This window comes from Sphingomonas sp. PAMC26645 (genome assembly GCF_004795835.1).
Taxonomy (GTDB): domain Bacteria; phylum Pseudomonadota; class Alphaproteobacteria; order Sphingomonadales; family Sphingomonadaceae; genus Sphingomonas.
In genome coordinates this window covers 3,803,699-3,826,220 of sequence record NZ_CP039249.1, presented here as the reverse complement: position 1 = coordinate 3,826,220, position 22,522 = coordinate 3,803,699, and the positions used below count along the sequence as shown (strand labels likewise).

Sequence of the window (22,522 nt, the reverse complement as noted above, 5' to 3'; positions counted from 1 at the left end):
GGGGCCGGGTGGTAACCCAAAGCAAAATGCAGTTGGCAAACCCGCGCCCCGCCGTCTATCAAAGCGCAGCCTCCGTGGGGACGGTCGGGCAGGGTGGGCAACGGTTCGTCGAAACCGGAAACCCCGCCAGGCCACGAAAAAAATAACGTGCAAGGGCGAGATGAATGGCGACAGTCGACGACATGGTTCCTCCCGGCGAATCGCCAGAGCCGTTTCACGAAGAGGCCCATGACCCTCGCCGCCGTGATTTCATCAACATCGCCGCGGTCTCCTTTGCAGGGGTAGGCGCGGTCGCGATCGTCCTGCCGCTGATCAACCAGATGAACCCGAGCGCAGACGTGCTCGCGCAGTCGACCACCGAGATCGATCTGTCGAAGATCCTCCCCGGCCAGGCGATCAAGACCTCGTTCCGCAAGCAGCCACTCTTCGTGCGCAACCTGACGCCGAAGGAAATCTCGGAAGCCGACGCGGTCGACATCTCGACGCTGCGCGATCCGCAGACGCTGGAGCAGCGCACCAAGGCGGGCAAGAAGAACTGGCTGATCACGCTCGGCGTCTGCACGCATCTCGGCTGCGTCCCGCTCGGCGCCGGTGAGGGCGAGAACAAGGGCCCGTTCGGCGGCTATTTCTGCCCCTGCCACGGCTCGGCCTACGACACCGCCGCACGCATCCGCAAAGGCCCCGCTCCGTCGAACCTCCACGTTCCGGACTATGCCTTCAACTCCGACACCGTCGTCACGGTAGGCTGAGGAAAACACCATGAGCTTTCCCTGGGCCAAGCAATACGAACCGAAGCTGCCGCTGACGCGGTGGCTGGATGAGCGGCTTCCCGTTCCCCGGCTCGTCTACAATTCACTCGGCGGCGGCTATCCCGTCCCGCGCAACCTCAATTACTTCTGGAACTTCGGCGTGCTCGCCGGTGCCGCGCTGGCGATCCAGATCATCACCGGCATCGTCCTGGCGATGCACTATGCCGCCAACGGCGCGGTCGCATTCGACTCGGTCGAGAGCATCATGCGCGACGTCAACGCAGGTTGGTTCCTGCGTTACGCCCACGCCAACGGCGCCTCGATGTTCTTCATCGTCGTCTACACGCACATCTTCCGCGGGCTGTATTACGGCTCGTACAAGGCGCCGCGCGAGATGGTGTGGCTGCTCGGCGTGGTCATCTTCCTGCTGATGATGGCGACCGCGTTCATGGGCTACGTGCTTCCCTGGGGCCAGATGAGCTTCTGGGGCGCGCAGGTCATCACCGGGTTCTTCTCGGCGATTCCATTGGTCGGAGACACCATCCGCATTTGGCTGCTCGGCGGATTCGCGCCCGACAATGCCGCGCTCAACCGCTTCTTCTCGCTGCACTACCTGCTGCCGTTCGTGATCGCGGGCGTCATCATTCTGCACATCTGGGCGCTGCATATCCCGGGCTCGAACAACCCGACCGGCGTCGACGTCAAGGGCGAGCAGGACACCGTCCCGTTCCATCCCTATTACACCGCAAAGGACGGTTTCGGGCTCGGCATCTTCATGCTGATCTTTGCCAGCCTGCTGTTCTTCTTCCCGAACTATCTCGGCCATCCGGACAATTACATCCCGGCGAACCCGCTCTCGACGCCCGCGCACATCGTCCCCGAATGGTATTTCTGGCCGTTCTACGCGATCCTGCGCGCCTTCACCGCGGACTTCATCCTGCCGGCCAAGCTCTGGGGCGTGCTGGCGATGTTCGGCTCGATCCTGTTGCTGTTCTTCCTGCCCTGGCTCGACAGCTCGCCGGTCCGTTCGATGAACTATCGTCCCAAGGCGCGGATCGCGTTCTGGGTGCTGGTCGCGGACATCTTCGTGCTTGGCTATTGCGGTGGCGCTCCGGCGAACGCGTTCTACGTGATCCTCAGCCAGATCTGCGCGGCCTATTACTTCGCCCATTTCCTGATCATCCTGCCGTTCATCTCGCGGTCCGAGCGTCCGCGGCCGCTGCCCAACTCGATCACCGAGGCCGTGCTGAACAAGCATGGTGGCACCAGCCCGGCCCACACCGCGCTGTCGACGGCGCCCACGTCGCATGATGCGCCCTCCGCGCCGCACGCCGCGCACTGATACGAACTCGAGGACACACACATGGTTCGTCTCATCGCCTCCATCGTCGGCGCGGCCTTCGTGCTGGTGCTCGGCATCGCGCTCTTCGGCAGCATACAGGGCGTCCGCAACGACCCCGTCGCGCCGACCGCGGAGAGCGTCGCGCACAAGCATCCCAAGGAGCTCGAGCTCGCCTCCAACGGCGTGTTCGGCAAGTTCGACCGTCGCCAGCTTCAGCGCGGGTTTCAGGTCTACAAGGAAGTCTGCTCGGCCTGCCACTCGCTGCGGCTCGTGTCGTTCCGCGACCTGACCAAGATCGGTTATACCGATCCCGAGGTTAAGGCGATCGCCAACCAGTGGGTGATCGAGCAGCCCTCGATCAACCCGGAAACCGGCGAGCCCGCGACGCGCAAGAACATCCCGTCGGATCACTTCCCGTCGCCGTTCGCCAACGAGATCGCCGCGCGCGCCGCGAACAACAACGCGCTGCCGCCCGACCTTTCGCTGATCACCAAGGCGCGCGAGGACGGCACCGCCTATGTCCATTCGCTGCTGACCGGCTACACGACGCAGCCCGCCGCGTTGCTTAAGGAATTCCCGGACATCAAGACGCCGACCGGGCTCCACTACAACCCGTATTTCGCGAACCTCAACATCGCGATGCCGCCGCCGCTGACGTCGGATGGCCAGGTCGCTTACGCGGACGGGACCAAGGCGACGAAGGAACAGATGTCGACCGACGTCGCGGCGTTCCTGACCTGGACCGCGGAGCCTAATCTCGAGGCACGCCATGCCGCCGGGTTCGCGTCGATCATCTTCATCCTGATCTTCTGCGGCCTCGCCTGGGGCGCGTACCAGAACGTCTGGCGCGACGTTAAGCATTGATGACGGCCGGGCTCCCGCGGTAAGGGCGCACGGATAGAGGGAGCGGCGGACGGGCGAACAGCCTGATCCGCCGCTTTCGTTTTGGCCGTCGCGCAACACCGCGTCTCGGCACGTCCGCCGCCGCTGCGCGGAGAGAAGGGAACGCCCATGTCCGATACCGATGCGCGCAACGCCGACCTGAAAGCCCTGATCCGCACCATCCCGGACTTCCCCAAGCCCGGCATCCAGTTCCGCGATATCACCACCCTGTTGCTCGACCCGAACGGCTGGGCCACCGCGATCGAACGGATGGTCGCGGCGGTCTCGGGTCCTGTCGATCTCGTCGCCGGCATCGAAGCCCGCGGCTTCCTCTTCGCCGCCGCCTTGGCCGCCCCGCTAAAGGCCGGCGTCCTGCTAATCCGCAAGGACGGCAAGCTCCCCGGCGCCACCATCGCCGAAGACTACGCGCTCGAATACGGCACCGACCGCATCGCGATCCACGCCGACGCATTCGCCCCCGGCGCCCGCGTCCTGCTGGTCGACGACCTGATCGCCACCGGCGGCACCGCCCGCGCCGCAGTCCGCCTCCTCCACAAAGCCGGCGCGGTGGTCACGCAAGCCCAATTTTTGGTCGACCTGCCGGACCTAGGCGGCGCGGAAGCACTGCGCACAGACGGCATCGAAGCAACCGCGCTGATCCACTTCCCCGGCCACTGATGGCTCGGAAGACATAACCACATAGCCGTTCCCCCGCGGACGCGGGAGCCCAGCTAAATACCGTAGCGCACCGCTACCCTGGCCGCCCGCGTTCGCGCGGGAACAGTATGGGGCGTGTGCGACGAAACGTGTGGGGCCCCTTGAACAACCCCAAACCCCGTCAGACCCCATTCATGGAACTTGCGACATACCGACTCCGTTGTGCGATGAATGGCGGCGCGTTGTGTCCGCTCTCCACGTATGGGAGAACTTCCATGTTTATGAAGCGCTTCGGCATTATCGGCCTAGCCTTGGGTCTCGGACTAGGCGTCGCAGGCTGCACTGATGGTTACGGCTATGGCGGCGCAGGCGTCGGCTATGCCAGCGACCCCTATTACGGTGGTGGCTACGGCGACGGCTATTACGGCGCAGGCTATGGCGGCGGCTATGATGGCTTCGCCGGCTATGGCGGCCTGAACTCCTACTACGGCTGGAGCGGCGATTATTATTATCCCGGCTCGGGCGTGTACGTCTACGACCGCTACCGTCGCCCACACCGCTGGAACGGCAACCAGCAGCGCTATTGGCAGGGCCGCCAGCAGTATCGGGGCAACCACAACGACGGCGGTCGCGGCAATTGGGGCGGGTTCGGCAACCGCGGCAATGGCGGCCGAGACGGAGGCTGGCGTGGCAATCGTCCGGGGTACCAGGGCAACCCCGGCACCCCCGGTCAGGGCCAGTTCGGCAACGGCCGTCCCGGGCGAGGTCCTGGCCAAGGCTGGGATCGCGGCCGTGGCCCCGATCGCGGCCAGTTCGGTCAGCCCGGGCAGCCTGCTCAGCCCGGCCAGGTCACAAACCCGCAGCAACCGCAGGCCCAAGGCGGCTTCCGCGGCAACCGTGGCGACGGCGCATTCCGAGGCAATCGCGGCGGCGGCGGCCAGCGTTTCGGCGGCGGACAGCGCTTCGGTGGTGGACGTCAGGGAGGCGGCAACCGCGGCGGCGGTCGTCCGGCGCAGTAACTAGAGCAGATTGGTTCACGCGAAGGCGCAAAGGCGCGAAGAGAAGGATTAGGTTTTCACGCGGAGACGCGGAGAGTGGTTCAGGAAAGGCGCAGTCCACGCATCGCGACAGTGAAGCTCACGACGAAGCTCCGCCATCCTAAATCTCTCCGCGCCTCCGCGTCTCCGCGTGAACAAATCTTCTGTTAGCGCCTTCGCGCCTTCGCGTGAAAAACACGAACGTCAGACGAAGAGCCGGATTACGTGAGGGGTGATCGACCGCCAATCAACCGGTCGGCGTGCTAGCAGGGCGGGTAGCCACTAACCCAATAGACACGAACGTCATCACCATAACGTCGTCTTGGTTGAACACCCGCATCCGGCTCTTGAAGATCCCCATCTCCGGCCGGCTCGCCGACACGCGCTTCTCCAGGATCTCGGTCTCGCACCGCAGCGTGTCGCCCGGATACACCGGCTTCACCCACTTCAGTTCGTCGATCCCCGGCGACCCGAGCCCGGCCTGCTGGTTCTGCTTCAGGTTCGCGACCACCATCGACATCACCATCGCGCACGTATGCCAGCCGCTCGCCGACAACCGCCCGAAATGCGTCTGCGCGGCCGCCTCGTCGGACAGGTGAAACGGCTGCGGATCGTATTTCGCGGCAAAGTCCATCACCTCCTCGCGCGTGACCGCGTAGGACCCGAACGACGCAGTCCGACCGACCTCGATATCCTCGAAATACTGCACAACCTCTCCTCTTATCGTTGCAGCACCTTCTGGAAGGGTGCGTCGGTGCCGTCCAGCCCCGCCTCGGCCGGCAACCCGATCAGATCACGCAGCAAAGGCTCGATCGCAACGTTGTCGAAGCTCGCAATCGTCTTGCCGTGCGCAAACGCCGGCCCATTGGCGATGAACAGCGCGCGCATCTCCGGCGCCATGTTGTCATAGCCATGCATCCCGCCGACCGAAGCCTTGGTCGGCGCGCTCGGATCTACCCGCCAGCCGACATCGGCAAGGCACAGATAGCTCGGCACCCGCGGGTTGCGTCCATAATGAAACCGCGCCGGGATCTCCCCCTTGCGCCAGCATTGCAGGTGATCGTGAGGCTTCAGCAACCGCGCCTCCAGTGCCGCCTCGTGCCCCGGTACCGCGAACAGGGTCGCGTACGGCCCCATCTCGACGGTGCGATAGTCCGCCTTGTCCGCAATCGTATCCAGCGCCACGACCCGCGTGCTGCTAGTCGCCGCCATCCCGTGATCCGCGACGATAACGAGATTTGCCGTCTGCCCCAGCGCGGCAAGCCCGTCGACCAGCGCGCCAATGCTCGCATCGACATCCGTCACCGCCTGCGTCACGCCAGCACTGTCCGGCCCACCCGCATGACCAGCGCTGTCGACCGTATCGAAATACAGCGTCACCAGTTTAGGCCGGATCGTGGCCGGCCGCCGCATCCAGTCGAGCACCGCATTGACCCGCTGCGTCCCCGACACCTGCTGGTTGAACTGCTGCCAGTCCTCCGGGCGCGTCCCCCCCTCGATCGCGCCGTGGCTGTCGGGCTTGACCTTGCCGCCAACCGCGACGTTCGCGCCAGGCCAGAACATCGTCGCGGTCCGGATCCCGGCCTTCTCCGCGTCGACCCAGATCGGCGAGCTCTCACTCCACCAGAACGGATCGTCGGTCGCCATCGTAAACGTCTCGCCCGGCCGCGCCGGATCCTCCATCTTGTTGCCCACGATCCCGCTGCGATCAGGGCGCAGGCCGGTCACCAGCGTCCAGTGATTGGGAAAGGTGATGCTCGGAAACGACGGCCGCATGCTCGCGAACACCCCGCCCGCACGCAGCCGGTTGAGGTTAGGTGTCACCCCCCGGTCGAGATAATCCGGCCGGAAGCCATCGATCGACACGAGGATGGTAACCGGCGCCCGAGCCTCGCCCGGCATCGCCGCGGCCGCCGTCGTGGTCGGAGCGGGCGCAGTAATCGGCGCAAGGGCAGGGGGCGTATACGGATATGCACACCCGGCGAGCGTCAGCCCGAGTGCCGAACCGAGGAGAGCCAGCGCGTTCTTCATCATAACCGTTCGTCCCGAGCAGGTGGCGACTTCGCGCGGTCCTTACTCGGCACGAACGATGAGAGAAAGCGATCCGTGCGGGGCGAACTTATCCTCGCTTGTTTCCCCGCGAAGGCGGGGGCCCAGACTGGGCTCCCGCCTTCGCGGGAGAACAACAGGTGCCGTCCGATGTTATGCAGCCTACAACCCCACCGCCAGCTTGCTGAACAAGGTCCAACTCACCGGCGTCTTCCCATACGCCGCCTCCAGCGCCGCCGGCTTGGCATACGCCGCCACCGTCCCGCCAAGCGCCAACCCCAGCGGCCCGACGATCGGCACCCGGTACGCATACCCGACCTCAGCCTTCGTCACCCGGAACTTGGTATCGTGCAGCGGATCGCCCTCGTCCGGAAACAGCTCGTCGTTCGCCACGTTCTCAACCCGCCCAAACACCGCATGCCGAGCCGAAAGCTCATACGTCGCCTCCGCCAGGAACGCGCTCAGCTTCTCCCCCGGCACCCGGTCCTTGAGACTATACGCAAACGTCGTCGCCAGCCCGCCCCGCGCATATTGCACACTCGCGGTCGAGCGATTCTCGTCCTCCCCCGGATGCTGCGCCTCGGGCTCCTTCAGATGGCCATGGCTCACCTGCACCGCCCAGAACGGCGACGGCGTCCACGTCCCCCGCACGCTCCACGAATCGAGCCTCGGCGTCTCGATATTCCAGCGATGCTCGTCCGGCTCGCGCCCCTTGAACGCCGACGCCTCCAGCTGGAACGCGGGCGTCGCATACCCCACCGTCACCACGCCGTACGTGATGTGCGTCGAATCGAACCAGTGATGCGTGATCGGCGACATTGGCTGATACCGCGCCGACCCGCGGTGCATGAACGCGCTCGGCCCCAGCGCCGGCTCGCCGACCGGCCCGCCATACAGGAACACCGTGTTGCCGTTCCCGAGCCGGTAATCAACCTTCGCGGCCAGCTCCATGAACAGGTCGTGCGGATGCTGCCGATCGACCAGCGGCCGGTCGTTCGCCAGTTCCCCGGTCGCGAACAGATTGGTGTAGCCGCGCGCACCCATCAGCGGCTCGAGGCTGTTCATCGTCCGCAGCTGGATATGGAACCGGTCGCCCAGGTCGCGATCCGCCATCAGCATCGCCATCGACTGCACGAACGCCTCGGTCTTGCCGCGCGGGCCCCCCTGGTCGGTCGCGACGCCCCACGCATAGCCATCCGCCATCAGTATCCACTCCCCCGCCTGGGTCATATACCCACGCATCGGCCCCTCGGCCGCCGGCAACCGCGACGTCCCGCTCCCCTGGCTGTAGAACCCGGCCGACGTCCCCATCGCCATCCCCGTCATCGCCGAGCCCGCCGGCATCTTCGCCAGCGCCGCATCGGACGCCGCGCGGTAGGTGGGATCGGCGATCATCGCATGCCCCATCGCGCCATGATCCATCGCCATCCCGGGCATCGCCGAGTGATCCATCTGCGCATGATCCATCCCCGGCACCGCAGACGGCGCGGCCGGAGCCGGAGGGGGAACCGGAGCAGGGTGGCCCATCGCCGAATGGTCCATCGTCGAATGATCGACAGCATTCCCCGGCTGCAACGTGTGAGCCGACGGAGCAGCCGAACGCACACCCGAACGCTTAACCACCGGCCGCGACTTGGCCTTCTCCACCGTCTTCCTGGGAGCCGCATCCGGCATCGTCATGCCCGGCATGGACATGGCATGTTGCGCCACCGCGCCCACGGGCAGCACCGCCCCCACGACACCGCCCGCAAGCAGCATCGCCCTCACGGCCCCAGCCGCGAGAAACCTCGATCGAGTCATTACTATATCCTTGGAAAAGCCTGAAAACCACGGTGCCTCAGCACCCGACGATCAAGCCTCCCGCGGAGGCCGCAAAGCCGGCGCGACGCCCGCCCCAAGATTCAGCACCGCCACCCGCTCGGTCACCATAACCGGCTCCTGCAACGCCACGCCGAGCACCCGGGCGGCATTCCAGTTCGAAGGCGGCACGCACCCGATGCATCCATGCAGCGGCGTAGCCTTGCGGTCGGGCGCCTCGTGATCCGGCCGATGGCCCGATATAGCCTCGTGCCTCCCGCCCACCGCCGCCATATCCATGACGACGCCATGCCCCCGCGAAGCAGACGCATCATGACACGCCGCCGGCGCCACCGCAGGAAACGCAAACGCAGCAAGGAGTAAAGCCAGGATCAGGCGCGCGAGCATACCCCCGGTCTAACCTCCCGCACGACCCGCCACAACCACACAGTCTCTCCCCCGGACCCACCAAATCCCTCGCAGCGCCAACGCGCCGCCTTGCCCGGAAGCGGCGAAAGGTTCAGCCTCGACCCATGAAGATCCCAAAACACCCCGAACGAACCAAAACCCCGAGCGCCCCCGCCGCCAAAGTCTCGATCAGGATCGGCAAGCGCACCACCTTCGACGCATCGGTCACCACTGTCGGCCTGCTGTCGGTAGGCGCGCTAGTGTCCAGCATCCTCCTGTCCAGCGCTGTCATAGTCGCCGCCGCAGGTCGCAAAGCCGCAAGACGTCCGCTGGCATTGCCTGATCACACCAGGGCCAACGGCTAACGCCCAACCGGCTTACCCGCCTTGGGGCTTCTTGCTCAGCTTATGGGCAATCCGAGCCCACTCTTGGCGCGTCCGGCATTCCCGTGCACCATTGCTGGTTCGCGTAAGACAGATTTTAGGCCCGCTGCTCAAGCTAAAAGGGTAGGCGCCATACCCTGCCGACTGAAAGATAGATGTTCCCGTGAGTGGCCGGGTCTGTGCCGTGGCAGTGCCGATCGGTGACAGGATCAAAACAGCGGCTAAGGGACACATGACTTTGTGGCGCATCGTTCTCTCCGTCGTGATGTCTGCTTACACTAAGTCGCGTCTGCAAAGCCGACAATCCACTTTTCCCTCATAGCGGACATCGCGTAACCGGCCGGCCCGGCTGTTGCGGCAGCAACCATCGATAAATATTCGTCAACCACTACGCCCGTATAGCGGCGCTATGGAGCGTTCCTTTATCGCGGTCACGGCGATCGCCGCGACATTGATGTTCGCCGGTGTCTGGAAAGCCACCGAACCGCGGCCGACCGCAGTTTTGGCTGTCGTTGATACCACGGCGGCTCCCGAAGCAGCGGTGGCCGCGGCGCCGGCGTTGCGGCAGCATGTGGTCGCGCCTCCCCGGCAAGTCGCCAACGCCGAGCCGTACAACGCCGTTCGACCGGCATACGGACCATCGACCCCTGCCCGTCGTTCGACCAACGCCGGATCGAAAGGCTCGGTATTCTACAGCGGGTGCCGCGAAGTCCGGGCGGCGGGCGCCGCCCCGCTCTATCGCGGCCAACCGGGGTATCGGCCCGGCATGGACGGCGACAACGACGGGATCGCCTGCGAACCCTATCGCTGAGCCGTCCGTCCGGCCAAACCCTCAGCTGTGCAGGAAGTGCATCACGTCGCCGTCGTGGACGACGTACGCCTTGCCTTCCGCGCGCAGCTTGCCCGCCTCGCGTGCCTTCGATTCCCCGCCCAGCGCGATGAAGTCGTCGAACGCGATCGTCTCGGCGCGGATGAAGCCCTTTTCGAAATCGCCGTGGATCTCGCCCGCGGCCTGAGGTGCGGTCGCGCCCTCGTGGACGGTCCAGGCACGCGCCTCTTTCGGGCCGACCGTGAAGAACGTCAGCAGGTGAAGCAGCTTGTACCCGGCGGTAATGACGCGCGCGAGACCGGTCTCCTCCAGCCCCAGCTCGCCGAGAAACTCGCCGCGGTCCTCGGCGGGCATCGTCGCGATTTCCGCCTCGATCGCTGCCGACACCACGACCGCCTCGGCGCCCTCGGCCTTCGCCTTCTCGAACACCCGCGCCGACAGCGCATTGCCGTTCGCCGCATCGCCCTCGTCGACGTTGCACACGTACAGCACGGGCTTTGCGGTCAGCAACTGCGCCTGCGCGAACACGCGCGCCTCGTCTTCGTCCTTCGGCACGGTCAGCCGCGCGGGCTTGCCCTCGCGCAGCAGTTCGAGCGCCTGGCCGAGCACGGCGGCGCCGATCTTGGCTTCCTTGTCGCCCTGCATGCCCTTCTTGGCGAGGTTCGGTACGCGCTTCTCGAGGCTTTCGAGATCACTCAGCATCAGCTCGGTGTCGACCGTCTCGGCGTCCGCGATCGGATCGACCTTGTTGTCGACATGCGTCACGTCGCCGTCCTCGAAGCAGCGCAGCACGTGGACGATCGCGTCGACCTCGCGGATGTTGCCGAGGAACTGGTTGCCGAGCCCTTCGCCCTTCGACGCGCCGCGCACGAGGCCGGCGATGTCGACGAAGCCGAGCTGAGTCTCGATGATCTTCTGCGATCCGGCGATCTTCGCCAGCGCGTCGAGCCGCTTGTCGGGCACGCCGACGTTACCGACGTTCGGCTCGATCGTGCAGAACGGATAGTTCGCCGCCTGCGCCGCGGCCGTCTCGGTCAGCGCGTTGAAGAGAGTGGACTTGCCGACGTTCGGCAGCCCCACGATGCCGCAGCGAAAACCCATGATATGCCCTTGGTATAAGAATGTGGTGGCGCTTTAGGGCAGGGCGGGGCGGAAGGCCAGCATTCGCCCAAGGTGCTGCGCGGATCCTCCCCCGCCAGGGGGAGGTGGCAGGCACTTGCCTGACGGAGGGGGGAGGCCGGCGCAACCGATGTCGCGTGTTCCTCCCCCTCCGTCGCTGCGCGCCACCCCCTGGCGGGGGAGGATCAGCAAGAGCAGCCCTGATCGACCCACTCGATTGCCGCAGTGCAGCAAAATAATCATACCGGTCGGTAGTTATCATATGGTCGACGCTTATATCCCGAGCCCAGCTTGAGATAGATCAGGAACTTCATGACCACGACCGCCCACGGCTACGCCGCGCAATCTCCCGAAACGCCCCTGGCCCCGTTCAGCTTCGAGCGCCGCGAACCCGGCAAGACCGACGTCGCGATCGACATCGCGTTCTGCGGCGTCTGCCATTCCGACCTCCACACCGCCAAGGGCGAGTGGGAAGGCACGCTCTACCCCTGCGTCCCCGGCCACGAGATCGTCGGCCACGTCACCGCAGTCGGCAGTGATGTCACCAAGTTCAAGGTCGGCGACGTCGTCGGCGTCGGCTGCATGGTCGACAGCTGCGGCGAGTGCCCGTCGTGCAAGGACGGCGAGGAGCAATATTGCGAGACTACCGGCTTCGTCGGCACCTATAACGGCCCCGATCCCGTGCTCGGCGGCCATACCTTCGGCGGCTATTCGGACAAGATCGTCGTCGACGAAGGCTTCGTGCTGAAGGTCTCGCATCCCGAAGCCGACCTCGCCGCGGTCGCGCCGCTGCTCTGCGCCGGCATCACGACCTATTCGCCGCTCAAGCACTGGAAGGTCGGCCCCGGCCAGAAGGTCGGCATCGTCGGTCTCGGCGGTCTCGGCCACATGGGCGTCAAGATCGCCAATGCGATGGGTGCCGAGGTCTACGTGTTCTCGACCTCGCCGAACAAGCGCGATGATGCCAAGCGTCTCGGCGCAAAGGACCTGATCGTGTCGAAGGACGAAGCCGCGATGGCCGAACACGCCAACAGCTTCGACTTCATCCTCAACACCGTCGCGGCGAGCCACAACCTCGACACGTTCACGGCCTTGCTGAAGCGCGACGGCACGATGACGCTGGTCGGCGTGCCCGAGCATGCGCATCCGTCGCCTTCGGTAGGCAACCTGATCTTCAAGCGCCGCGCGATCGCCGGCTCGCTGATCGGCGGCATCGCCGAGACGCAGGAGATGCTCGATTTCTGCAACGAGCACGGGCTGGTATCGGACATCGAGATGATCCGCATGGACGAGATCGAACCCTCGTATCAGCGCATGGTGAAGAGCGACGTGAAGTATCGCTTCGTCATCGACATGGCGACGATGAAGACCGCCTGATCGGGCTGGGGACGGCGTGCGTTGTATGACGCCGCCCCAATCTCCCTCCCCTTCAGGGGAGGGGGTAAGAAGGTCCGGAGACGCTCCCCCAAACTCTACCACCCCGGCGAAGGCCGGGGCCCAGTTGAGAAGGCCAGTATGATAAAGGGCAGCCCTTCGTTAGCAACGTTGCCCAACTGGGCCCCGGCCTGCGCCGGGGTGGTACTTTGCATGTCGAAATGTCTCAGCCCCCAATCACCACCGATAATTGAAACTGATACTAATCCGCTCTCCCTTGGCAGCATTCGGCACGACCTCATGCCGCAACCAGCTCTCCCACAGAAAAACACTCCCCGGCTTAGGCTCGGCATACACGAACGTCCGCAGATCCTCCGGCGCATCCTCCAGCCGCGTCGGCGCCGCCATCATCATCGGCAACCGCGGATCCTCCAGCTTGAGCGCACCAGCCCCTTCCGGAATCGCAACATACATAGTCCCCGAAACGACGCTATGCGGATGGATATGCCCCGAATGCGCGCCACCGGGCTTCAGGACGTTCACCCAAAGACTATCGAGCTTCAACTTCCGCCCGCCCAGATCGAACGCACAGTCCTTCGCGAACTGCGCGACATGCTTGTTCAACAACCGCACCAGATCCCCGAACCGCGGATCCCGCAACGGCAGGTCGTTCAGCGACGCGTACGACGTATATCCGCGATACCCATGCGCCTTCGACCACGCGACCCCCGCGCGATCCGCCTTCGCCAGTTCGAGCGCGGCGTCCTCGAGTTCCTCGACCAGATCGTCGTCGCCGAGATCGGCCTCGTAGAACCGCGTGGCAAACAGAGAGCGGGTGGTCATGGCTGCATCCTCAACGCGACATCGTTCATGAAGCGGACGTCGTCGCCTTCCGCCAGCCACTTGGCCTCCGCCGCGACCGCGCCGAGCATGTCGGAGAGCGGCTCGATCTCGGCCTTCGCATAATTGCCGAGCACATACCCGGTCACGCGATCCTTGTGCCCCGGATGCCCGATCCCCAGCCGGACGCGGCGGAAGTCCGGGCCCAGATGCTGATCGGTCGAGCGCAGCCCGTTATGCCCCGCGGTCCCGCCGCCGGTCTTCACCTTCACGCGGAACGGCGCGATGTCGAGTTCGTCGTGGAACACCGTCAGCGCCTCGACGCCGAGCTTGTAGAACCGCAACGCCTCGCCGATCGCGCGGCCGCTCTCGTTCATGAAGGTGGCTGGCTTCAGCAGCAGGATCTTGGTCGAACCGATCCGCCCCTCTTGCGTCCAGCCCTGGAACTGCTTCTTGACCGCGCCAAAGCCGTGAACCTCGGCGATCGCGTCGGCGACCATGAACCCGACATTGTGCCGGTGCATCGCATATTGCGCCCCCGGATTGCCGAGTCCCGCCCAGATCTGCACGTGTGATTCTCCAAAAGACCGCGTCGGCCACGTAACCGTGTTCTCCTGCGAACGCAGGAGCCCAGGGTAACGGGCGGCGGCGCTGCTTGATCCTGGACCCCCGCGTTCGCGAGGGAACAGGAAGGCAGGGCCAAGCCCCATAAAACGAAACGGGCGGGAAAGCCCTAGCTTTCCCGCCCGCCAGATCATCCGAGGACGAAGAAGGTTAGTCCTTCTTCTGCGGCGTGATCTTGTCGTCGTCGTTGTCATCGTCGTTAGGCTCAACGGCCGGCTCTTCCTCGGCAGCAGCCTCGGCAGCCTGTGCTTCGGCGACTTCAGCCTCGAGCTCTTCGTCCTCGACGGTCGGCACGGTCGGCGGCACGATCGTGGCGATCGCGAAGTCGCGGTCGTCGATCGCGGGCGTCGCGCCCTTGGGCAGCTTCACGTCGCTGATGTGGATCGAATCACCGATCTCCAGACCGGCGAGCGAAATCGTGATCTCACTCGGGATGTCCGAAGCGTCGACGACCAGCTCGATCTCGTGACGCGTGATGTTGAGGACGCCCTTGCCCTTCTTGATGCCCGGCGCGTCGTCCTCGTCGGTGAACGCGATCGGCACCGCGACGGTGACGGTCGAATGCTCGCCGATGCGCAGGAAGTCGACATGGATCGGGCGATCCGAAACCGGGTGGAACGACACGTCCTTCGGCAGCGTACGCACGCCGTTGACCATCACGACGGAATTCATGAAGTGGCCGGTCATCAGCGCCTTCATCAGCGCCTTTTCCTCGAGGTGAACCGAGGTTGGTTCCTGGTTCAGGCCGTAGATCACGGCAGGCACGCGGCCATCACGACGCAGCGCCCGGGAGGCTCCCTTGCCAACCCGGTCACGCGTCTCGGCTGCGAGCGTCAACTGGTCGCTCATCTATATTCTCCGAAACTCGTTTGTTGTCCTTCCCGCCCACGCCTCCAGGGATGACCATGGACCGGAAGCGCGGGCGCATAGCGGAAAGCGGCGTTAGAATCAACTAAACCCTCGCCCCTCCGGGGAGAGGGAGGGGCCCGCGTGCGCTTGCACGTGGGAGGGTGAGGGGCGGTGAGGCTCGGGCGGTTTATCCCAACTCCCCCTCACCCTTCCGTCGCAAGTGCTCCTCCCTCCCTCTCCCCGAGGGGAGAGGGACTCGGAACCTCAATACTTGACCCGCTCGGCCTTCACCCCAAGCTTCGCCAACTGCGCCTGAACGCTGTCCTTGCCCGCGAGGTGCCCAGCACCGACCGCGACGAACACAGTCCCCGGCGTCCCAAGCCGAGTCTTCACCCATTCCGCCCACCGCGCGTTACGATCCACCAGCAGCACCTTCGCCACCTCCGGCGAGTCCTTCAAACTATCGTTCATCTCCTTGGCGAGCGCCTCGGGATCCCCCTTCGCCCACTCGTCCACCATCGTCGCCATCGTGCTCTCGAGCTTAGGCAACTCGTCGATCGTGCTCCCCAGAAACTGGATCTGCGCCTTCTGCGACAGTCCCCCGAAATACCCCAGCTGCTGCTCCGCGGTCTCCAGCCCAATCACCGGCTTCCCCGCAGCCTTAGCCGCCGTCGTAATCACCTGCTCGGGCCCATTCGCCGAATCATACCCAAGCTTGGACAAAGGCGCGATCGACAGGTTCGTCGCCGCCAGCCACGGCTTGAACCGATCGAACGCATTCGCCGGCAGCCCGAGATCCGTCACCGCCTTCGCATATGCCGCACGCTTGTCCGCAGGCAGCTGCTCGGTCAGCGTCGGGCCGTCCTTCGACACGCCGGTCGCCATCACCAGCGACTGCATCTTCGCCGGATCAGGCATCACCAGCTCAAGCACCACCTGGTTCGACCGATCGAACGCGGTCTTCACCGCTTCGTCGAACCACGTCATGCCGGGCTTCAACACATGGATCGTCCCGAACAGGTAGATCGTCGTGTCCTTGTCCTTCACCACCCAAAGCGCCGGATCGGCATCGTTCGCGGCTTGCACAGGCTTCGGCGCGACCTGCGCACAGGCGGGCAAAGCGAACGCCATCGCGATGGCAGAGAGCGCGGATCGGAACGAAACGATCTTCGAAAACAGCTTCAAGGTGACGGCATCCTTATCGTTGGTGCAGCCCATGTAGGACGCCTGGCCACAACGCACCACTTGCCTCCCGCACCCCCATCCGCCAAAGCCCACGCGTGACCCAGCACCTGACCCAGCCACCGACAAAGCCTCTTAGCTTCCAGCGCGTGATCCTCACGCTCCACGATTACTGGAGCGAACACGGATGCCTGATCCTGCAGCCCTACGACATGGAAATGGGCGCGGGCACCTTCCACACCGCAACGACGCTCCGCGCGCTCGGGCCGAAACCGTGGAACGCCGCGTTCGTGCAGCCCTGTCGCCGCCCGACCGACGGCCGCTACGGCGAGAACCCCAACCGGCTCCAGCATTACTATCAGTATCAGGTCATCCTGAAACCGAGCCCCGCGAACCTCCAGGAACTCTACCTCGGTAGCCTGGCCGCGATCGGCATCGACATGCTGAAGCACGACATCCGCTTCGTCGAGGACGACTGGGAAAGCCCGACGCTCGGCGCCTGGGGGCTCGGCTGGGAAGTCTGGTGCGACGGCATGGAGGTGACTCAGTTCACCTATTTCCAACAGATGGGCGGCTTCGACATGAAGCCCGTCGCCGGCGAACTCACCTACGGGCTGGAGCGCCTCGCGATGTACATCCAGGACAAGGACTCGGTCTACGATCTGGCCTTCAACGATGCCGGCGTGACCTACGGCGACGTGTTCCTGGAAAACGAGCAGGAGATGTCGAAGTGGAACTTCGAGATCGCCGACACGGACTCCTTGTTCGATCAGTTCCGCAAGCACGTCGCCGAATGCGAGAACAGCCTCTCCGCCAAGCTCCCGATCCCAGCGTACGAGCAGGCGATCAAAGCCAGCCACATCTTCAACCTGTTGCAAGCCCGCGGCGTAATCTCGGTAGCCGAACGCCAAGCCTATATGGGCCGCGTCCGAGACTTGGCGAAAGGTGCCTGCGCAGCCTGGATGGACAAGCACGGATGGGCAGCATGATGCCCGCCAGCGCCATTCCTCCCCGGAACGGGGAGGGGGACCATGCGCAGCATGGTGGAGGGGGCGTGCCACACACGCTCCGTTCGCGGCCCGCCCCCTCCACCGTCCTTTGGACGGTCCCCCTCCCCGTGCCGGGGAGGATTTGAGAGTCCCATGACCGACTTCCTCCTAGAACTCCGCTCCGAAGAAATCCCCGCCCGGATGCAGTCCAAGGCGCGTGACGATCTCGCCAGGCTGTTCACCGCCGAGCTCGCCAAGGCCGGCATCGCCACCAGCGCCATCGTCACCTACGCGACCCCGCGTCGCCTGACGCTGATCGCGCGCGACCTGCCGCTCGAGACCGCCGCCGTCTCCGAGGAAACCAAGGGCCCCAAGACCTCCGCGCCACCCCAGGCGCTCGAAGGATTCCTCCGCAAGACCGGCCTCACGCGTGAGCAACTCATCGACCGCAACGGCACGCTCTTCGCGGTCACCGAGAAGCCCGGCCGCGCAACCGCCGCCGTGCTCGCCGAGGCGATCCCCGCGATCGTCCGCGCGTTCCCGTGGCCGAAGTCGATGCGCTGGGGGGATGCGTCGGCCAGCACTGAATCGCTCCGGTGGGTCCGCCCGCTGCAAGGCATCGTCGCGTTGCTCGGCGAAGAGATCGTGCCGTTCGAGATCGCCGGCATCGCCAGCGGCGCCGCCACGCTCGGCCACCGCTTCCACCATCCGTACCAGATCACGATCGGCGGCGCGCACGACTATGTCGAGAAACTGCGCGCCTGCCACGTCATCGTCGACCACGACGAACGCGCCACGCTGATCCGCGACCACGCCCGCGAAGCCGCCGCGCAGGCTGGCCTTGAACTGATCGAGGACGAGGGACTCGTCGCGGAGAATGCCGGCCTCACCGAATGGCCGATTCCCCTGCTCGGCCAGTTCGACCCCGCGTTTCTCGACGTCCCGCCCGAGGTGATCCAGCTCACGGCGCGCGTGAACCAGAAATATTTCGTCTGCCGCGACGCGGACGGAAAACTGGCGAACGCGTTCGTCTGTACCGCTAACATCGCCGCGCACGACGGCGGTGCGAAGATCGTCGAGGGCAATCGGAAAGTGCTCGCCGCGCGCTTGTCGGACGCGAAGTTCTTCTACGACACCGACTTGAAGGTCCCGCTCGAAGAGCAGGCCGAGAAGCTGTCGAAGATCGTCTTCCACGAAAAGCTCGGCACGGTAGCCGATAAGGTCGACCGCGTCGCAAAGCTCGCCCGCTGGCTGGTAGAAGAGGGCATAGTAACTTCTGCTTCTGCTCCCCTCCCGCTCGCGGGAGGGGTCGGGGGAGGGCCTGACGCAACCACCACCGCCGCGTTCGAGGCTAGCCCCTCCCCCGACCCCTCCCGCAAGCGGGAAGGGAGCAGTGAGTTGGCTACCCTAGCAGACCGCGCAGCCTGCCTCGCAAAGGCAGACCTCGTCACCGGCATGGTCGGCGAGTTCCCCGAGCTGCAAGGCCTGATGGGCGGCTACTACGCCGCCGCCCAAGGCGAGCACCCGTCCGTCGCCACCGCCATCCGCGACCACTACAAGCCGGTCGGCCAAGGCGACGATGTCCCCACCGACCCGGTAACGGTCGCGGTAAGCTTGGCGGACAAGCTGGATACGATAGCACAATTTTTCTCGATCGATCTGGCGCCGACGGGATCGAAGGATCCCTTCGCACTTCGTCGCGCTGCCCTCGGCGTAATTGCTATCGTGAAGCGGAATGGCCTCCGCATGAGCCTATTCTTTGCTATTTTTGAAGCACTTGGTAAGTCCGGAATTGGGGCTGCCGTGCTAGAACAGCAGGGAAAACGCGCGGCATTATTGAACACGGTTTTTGACGAGTTTGGCGTCGAGGTCGCGATTGGCGCCTTGAAAGCTTGGGCTGACACGATCCGTCCTGACGAATTTAAGAAACGGGTTGGCGAAGCGGTATGGGCCGACATGGAACGGGCAATTCCGGTGGCGGCTGGCGTTCGAGATTTCATGATGGATCGTTTGGAAGTAGCTGAACGTGATGTAGGAACTCGTTCTGACATAATTCGTGCAGCCCGCATCATAGACGGCACTGGCGCTAAGGAGGACGATCTCGTCCGCCTGCTCGCGCGCGTCCACGCGCTCCAGGCGTTCGTGACCACCGAGGACGGCGCGAACCTGCTCGCCGGCTACAAGCGCGCCGCCAATATCCTGAAGAAGGAAGCGCCGAAGGACGACGCCGCCTCTTCTGCTCCCATCCCTGAAAGGGAGGGGCCGGGGGTGGGTAGCCCTCGTGGGACCGCCGCGCCCGCCTCGGACCGACCCACCCTCAACCCGTCCCTTACAGGGAGGGGCGAAGAGGAAACGCTGTCCTACACCCCCGAACCCGCAGAGACTGCGCTGATGACCGCGCTCGACTCCGCCGAACCCCGCGCCACCGCCGCGATCGCACGCGAGGATTTCGCCGCCGCCATGGCTGCACTCGCCTCGCTCCGCGCGCCGATCGACGCGTTCTTTGATAGCGTTATCGTCAACGATTCCGATCCCGCCAAGCGATCCGCTCGTCTCGCGCTACTTGAGCGAGTCCGCGCCGCAGTGCACAACGTCGCAGATTTCTCGAAGATCGAGGGGTGATTTGAGGCGAAGTGCAGATGCTCCCAGCGTCTGCACTTTGTGCACTTCCGCGCCGTCTTGCGGGTAAAAACAAACACTTAGAGGACCGACCATGACCCAATATGTGTATCGCTTCGGCGGCGGTGTTTCGGATGGCGGCAAGGGCGACAAGAACCTGCTCGGCGGCAAGGGCGCGAACCTCGCCGAGATGGCGTCGATCGGCCTGCCGGTCCCGCCGGGCTTCACGATCTCGACCGATTTCTGCGCGGTCTATTACAACGAGGGCGGCCAGTTCCCGCAAGGCCTGCGCGACGAGGTCGCCACCGGCCTCGCGCACATCGAGGGCGTCACGGGCAAGACATTCGGCGATCCCGCCGACCCATTGCTCGTCTCTGTCCGGAGCGGCGCCCGCGCGTCGATGCCGGGAATGATGGACACCGTCCTCAATCTCGGCCTCAACGACCAGACCGTCGAAGGTCTCGCCGCCAAGTCCGAGGACGCACGGTTCGCGTGGGACAGCTATCGCCGGTTCATCCAGATGTACGCCGACGTCGTCCTCGAACTCGATCACGGCGCGTTCGAGGAAGCGCTGGAGATCGCCAAGGAAGACCAGGGCTTCACGCTCGACACCGAACTCTCGGCCGACGATCTCCGGAAACTCGTCGCGGAGTATAAGGGCCTCGTCGAGAAGCTCTGGGGCAAGCCCTTCCCGCAGGACGTCCACGACCAACTCTGGGGCGCGGTCGGCGCCGTCTTCGGCTCGTGGCAGTCCGAGCGTGCGAAAGTCTATCGCCGCCTCAACGACATCCCCGGCGGCTGGGGCACCGCGGTCAACATCCAGGCGATGGTGTTCGGCAACATGGGCGACACCTCGGCGACCGGCGTCGCGTTCACGCGCGATCCGTCGAAGGGCGACCGCGCCTATTACGGCGAATTCCTGATCAATGCGCAGGGCGAGGACGTCGTCGCCGGCATCCGCACGCCGCAGTATCTCACCAAGACCGCGCGCGAAGACGCCGGCGCCAAGCCCGCCTCGATGGAAGAGGCGATGCCCGAGGTCTATCACCAGCTCGCCGACGTGTTCGACACGCTCGAAAACCACTATCGCGACATGCAGGACATCGAGTTCACGGTCGAGAAGACCAAGCTCTGGATGCTCCAGACGCGCGCCGGGAAGCGCACCGCCAAGGCCGCGCTCAAGATCGCCGTCGACATGGCCAACGAGGGTCTCATCACCCGCGAGGAAGCGATCCTGCGCATCGAGCCGATGGCGCTCGACCAACTGCTCCACCCGACGCTCGATCCCAAGGCGCACCGCGACGTGCTGACCAAGGGCCTCCCCGCATCGCCGGGTGCAGCCTCGGGTACGGTCGTGTTCGACGCCGATGCCGCCGAGAAGAAGGCCGCCGACGGCGTCGCCGTGATCCTCGTCCGGACCGAGACCTCGCCCGACGACATCCACGGCATGCACGCCGCCAAGGGCATCCTCACCGCGCGCGGCGGGATGACGAGCCACGCGGCCGTCGTCGCCCGTGGTATGGGACGCCCCTGCGTTTCCGGCGCCGGCACGCTGTCGATCGACGCCAAGGCGAAGATCATGCGCTGCGGCGGCCGCGAGGTGAAGGAGGGCGACCTGCTCACCATCGACGGCACCACCGGCGAAGTGATGATCGGCGCGGTCGCGACCGTGCAGCCCGAGCTGTCGGGTGATTTCGCAACGCTGATGGTCTGGGCCGACGAGGTCCGCCGCCTCAAGGTCCGCGCCAACGCGGAGACGCCGGAAGATTGCCGCGTCGCACGCGAGTTCGGCGCCGAGGGTGTCGGGCTGTGCCGCACCGAGCACATGTTCTTCGAGAGCAGCCGCATCACCAACGTCCGCCAGATGATCCTGGCGAGCGATGAAAAGGGCCGTCGCGTCGCACTCGAAAAGCTGCTCCCCGAACAGCGCAAGGATTTCACCGAGATCCTCGAGGTCATGGCCGGGCTACCGGTGACGATCCGCCTGCTCGACCCGCCGCTCCACGAATTCCTCCCCCACGAGGAATCCGAATTCGCCGAAGTCGCGACCGCGGCGGGTGTCGACGTCGACACGCTCAAGCGTCGCGCGGCGGAGTTGCACGAGTTCAACCCGATGCTCGGCCACCGCGGCTGCCGTCTCGGCGTGACCTATCCCGAGATCTACGAGATGCAGGCTAGGGCGATCTTCGAGGCGGCGGTCGACGTCGCGGAGAAGTCCGGCGCGGCCCCGATCCCCGAAGTCATGATCCCGCTTGTCGCCACCCGTCGCGAGCTGGAACTGATGAAGGCCGTCGTCGACAAGGCTGCCCAGGCGGTGTTCGCCGAAAAGGGCCGCACGATCGAGTATCTCGTCGGCACCATGATCGAACTCCCCCGCGCAGCACTCCGCGCCGGCGAGATCGCGGAAGTCGGCGAGTTCTTCTCGTTCGGCACCAACGACCTGACGCAGACGACGCTGGGTGTCAGCCGAGACGACGCCTCGCGCTTCCTCGGCGCGTATGTCGAGCAGGGCATCTATGCGAAAGACCCGTTCGTCAGCATCGACGTCGAAGGCGTCGGCGAACTGATCGAGATCGCAGCGGAACGTGGCCGCAAAACGCGGGCCGGTATCAAGCTCGGCATTTGCGGCGAGCACGGTGGCGATCCGGCGAGCATCGCGTTCTGCGAGAAGGTCGGGTTGGATTACGTCTCCGCCAGCCCCTACCGCGTCCCGATCGCTCGCCTCGCCGCGGCGCAGGCAGCTCTCAACGAGAAGTGACGTGAAACCCCTCTCTCCCGACCCGCGGGAGAGAG

General features: G+C 65.1%; 20 protein-coding genes. 11 read left to right on the top strand and 9 right to left on the bottom strand.

Annotated features, from left to right (window positions below; all coding sequences use genetic code 11):
* Positions 1-182: 182 nt before the first annotated feature.
* The 5 genes from petA (at position 183) to E5673_RS17415 (ending at position 4,649) form a co-directional block, all read left to right on the top strand.
* Entirely contained in the window at positions 183-749 is a 567-nt protein-coding gene (gene petA, locus E5673_RS17435) for a ubiquinol-cytochrome c reductase iron-sulfur subunit (protein WP_056489394.1), read from the top strand.
* Between the two features lie 10 nt (positions 750-759).
* Positions 760-2,091: a cytochrome b/b6 gene (locus E5673_RS17430; RefSeq protein ID WP_136190976.1), complete on the top strand. Its 1,332-nt coding sequence runs from the start codon at positions 760-762 to the stop codon at positions 2,089-2,091.
* Positions 2,092-2,112: 21 nt separating this feature from the next.
* Positions 2,113-2,955 (top strand): cytochrome c1, encoded by an 843-nt coding sequence (locus E5673_RS17425; RefSeq protein WP_136190975.1) that lies wholly within the window; start codon positions 2,113-2,115, stop codon positions 2,953-2,955.
* A gap of 147 nt (positions 2,956-3,102) precedes the next feature.
* A complete protein-coding gene (locus E5673_RS17420; RefSeq protein WP_136190974.1) occupies positions 3,103-3,651 on the top strand; it encodes an adenine phosphoribosyltransferase in 549 nt (182 codons plus the stop codon).
* Between the two features lie 254 nt (positions 3,652-3,905).
* Entirely contained in the window at positions 3,906-4,649 is a 744-nt protein-coding gene (locus E5673_RS17415) for a hypothetical protein (RefSeq protein ID WP_082453166.1), read from the top strand.
* Positions 4,650-4,914: 265 nt separating this feature from the next.
* Here E5673_RS17415 and E5673_RS17410 read toward each other — a convergent pair whose 3' ends face one another.
* The 4 genes from E5673_RS17410 to E5673_RS17395 all read right to left on the bottom strand — a co-directional run bounded on the left by E5673_RS17410 (position 4,915) and on the right by E5673_RS17395 (position 8,921).
* Positions 4,915-5,376, bottom strand: a complete 462-nt coding sequence (locus E5673_RS17410) for a MaoC family dehydratase (protein ID WP_136190973.1) — start codon at positions 5,374-5,376, stop codon at positions 4,915-4,917.
* Between the two features lie 11 nt (positions 5,377-5,387).
* Positions 5,388-6,569 carry an ectonucleotide pyrophosphatase/phosphodiesterase gene (locus E5673_RS17405; RefSeq protein WP_247599699.1) on the bottom strand — a complete coding sequence of 394 codons (1,182 nt, stop codon included), beginning with the start codon at positions 6,567-6,569 and terminating at the stop codon, positions 5,388-5,390.
* 309 nt (positions 6,570-6,878) lie between these two features.
* The gene (locus tag E5673_RS17400; RefSeq protein WP_247599455.1) at positions 6,879-8,516 is read right to left on the bottom strand and encodes a hypothetical protein; all 1,638 of its coding nucleotides are present in this window, start codon (positions 8,514-8,516) and stop codon (positions 6,879-6,881) included.
* 51 nt (positions 8,517-8,567) lie between these two features.
* Positions 8,568-8,921 carry a hypothetical protein gene (locus tag E5673_RS17395; protein ID WP_136190971.1) on the bottom strand — a complete coding sequence of 118 codons (354 nt, stop codon included), beginning with the start codon at positions 8,919-8,921 and terminating at the stop codon, positions 8,568-8,570.
* 125 nt (positions 8,922-9,046) lie between these two features.
* On the opposite strand from E5673_RS17395, the gene E5673_RS17390 reads away from it, so the two are divergent.
* Both E5673_RS17390 and E5673_RS17385 read left to right on the top strand, forming a co-directional pair.
* Positions 9,047-9,286 (top strand): hypothetical protein, encoded by a 240-nt coding sequence (locus tag E5673_RS17390; protein ID WP_136190970.1) that lies wholly within the window; start codon positions 9,047-9,049, stop codon positions 9,284-9,286.
* Between the two features lie 427 nt (positions 9,287-9,713).
* Complete coding sequence (locus E5673_RS17385) at positions 9,714-10,115, top strand: excalibur calcium-binding domain-containing protein (protein ID WP_247599454.1); 402 nt, start codon at positions 9,714-9,716, stop codon at positions 10,113-10,115.
* Positions 10,116-10,136: 21 nt separating this feature from the next.
* On the opposite strand, the gene ychF is transcribed toward E5673_RS17385, so the two are convergent.
* On the bottom strand, positions 10,137-11,234 hold the full coding sequence (ychF, locus tag E5673_RS17380) for a redox-regulated ATPase YchF (RefSeq protein ID WP_056047251.1): 1,098 nt from the start codon (positions 11,232-11,234) through the stop codon (positions 10,137-10,139).
* 330 nt (positions 11,235-11,564) lie between these two features.
* Here ychF and E5673_RS17375 point away from each other — a divergent pair, with 330 nt between their 5' ends.
* Positions 11,565-12,629: an NAD(P)-dependent alcohol dehydrogenase gene (locus E5673_RS17375; RefSeq protein WP_056065036.1), complete on the top strand. Its 1,065-nt coding sequence runs from the start codon at positions 11,565-11,567 to the stop codon at positions 12,627-12,629.
* A 234-nt stretch (positions 12,630-12,863) separates the two neighbouring features.
* On the opposite strand, the gene E5673_RS17370 is transcribed toward E5673_RS17375, so the two are convergent.
* The 4 genes from E5673_RS17370 to E5673_RS17355 form a co-directional block, all read right to left on the bottom strand.
* On the bottom strand, positions 12,864-13,469 hold the full coding sequence (locus E5673_RS17370; protein ID WP_136190969.1) for a TIGR02466 family protein: 606 nt from the start codon (positions 13,467-13,469) through the stop codon (positions 12,864-12,866).
* On the bottom strand, positions 13,466-14,035 hold the full coding sequence (gene pth, locus E5673_RS17365; protein WP_136190968.1) for an aminoacyl-tRNA hydrolase: 570 nt from the start codon (positions 14,033-14,035) through the stop codon (positions 13,466-13,468). Before pth ends, E5673_RS17370 begins: the two co-directional genes overlap by 4 nt.
* Positions 14,036-14,240: 205 nt before the next feature.
* Complete coding sequence (locus E5673_RS17360) at positions 14,241-14,939, bottom strand: 50S ribosomal protein L25/general stress protein Ctc (protein WP_136190967.1); 699 nt, start codon at positions 14,937-14,939, stop codon at positions 14,241-14,243.
* A gap of 264 nt (positions 14,940-15,203) precedes the next feature.
* Positions 15,204-16,181 (bottom strand): TraB/GumN family protein, encoded by a 978-nt coding sequence (locus E5673_RS17355; protein WP_348769871.1) that lies wholly within the window; start codon positions 16,179-16,181, stop codon positions 15,204-15,206.
* A gap of 50 nt (positions 16,182-16,231) precedes the next feature.
* Here E5673_RS17355 and E5673_RS17350 point away from each other — a divergent pair, with 50 nt between their 5' ends.
* The 3 genes from E5673_RS17350 to ppdK all read left to right on the top strand — a co-directional run bounded on the left by E5673_RS17350 (position 16,232) and on the right by ppdK (position 22,487).
* Positions 16,232-17,110: a glycine--tRNA ligase subunit alpha gene (locus E5673_RS17350; RefSeq protein WP_210731890.1), complete on the top strand. Its 879-nt coding sequence runs from the start codon at positions 16,232-16,234 to the stop codon at positions 17,108-17,110.
* 153 nt (positions 17,111-17,263) lie between these two features.
* The gene (gene glyS / locus E5673_RS17345) at positions 17,264-19,732 is read left to right on the top strand and encodes a glycine--tRNA ligase subunit beta (RefSeq protein ID WP_136190966.1); all 2,469 of its coding nucleotides are present in this window, start codon (positions 17,264-17,266) and stop codon (positions 19,730-19,732) included.
* 91 nt (positions 19,733-19,823) lie between these two features.
* Positions 19,824-22,487, top strand: a complete 2,664-nt coding sequence (gene ppdK / locus E5673_RS17340; protein ID WP_136190965.1) for a pyruvate, phosphate dikinase — start codon at positions 19,824-19,826, stop codon at positions 22,485-22,487.
* Positions 22,488-22,522 lie beyond the last annotated feature (35 nt).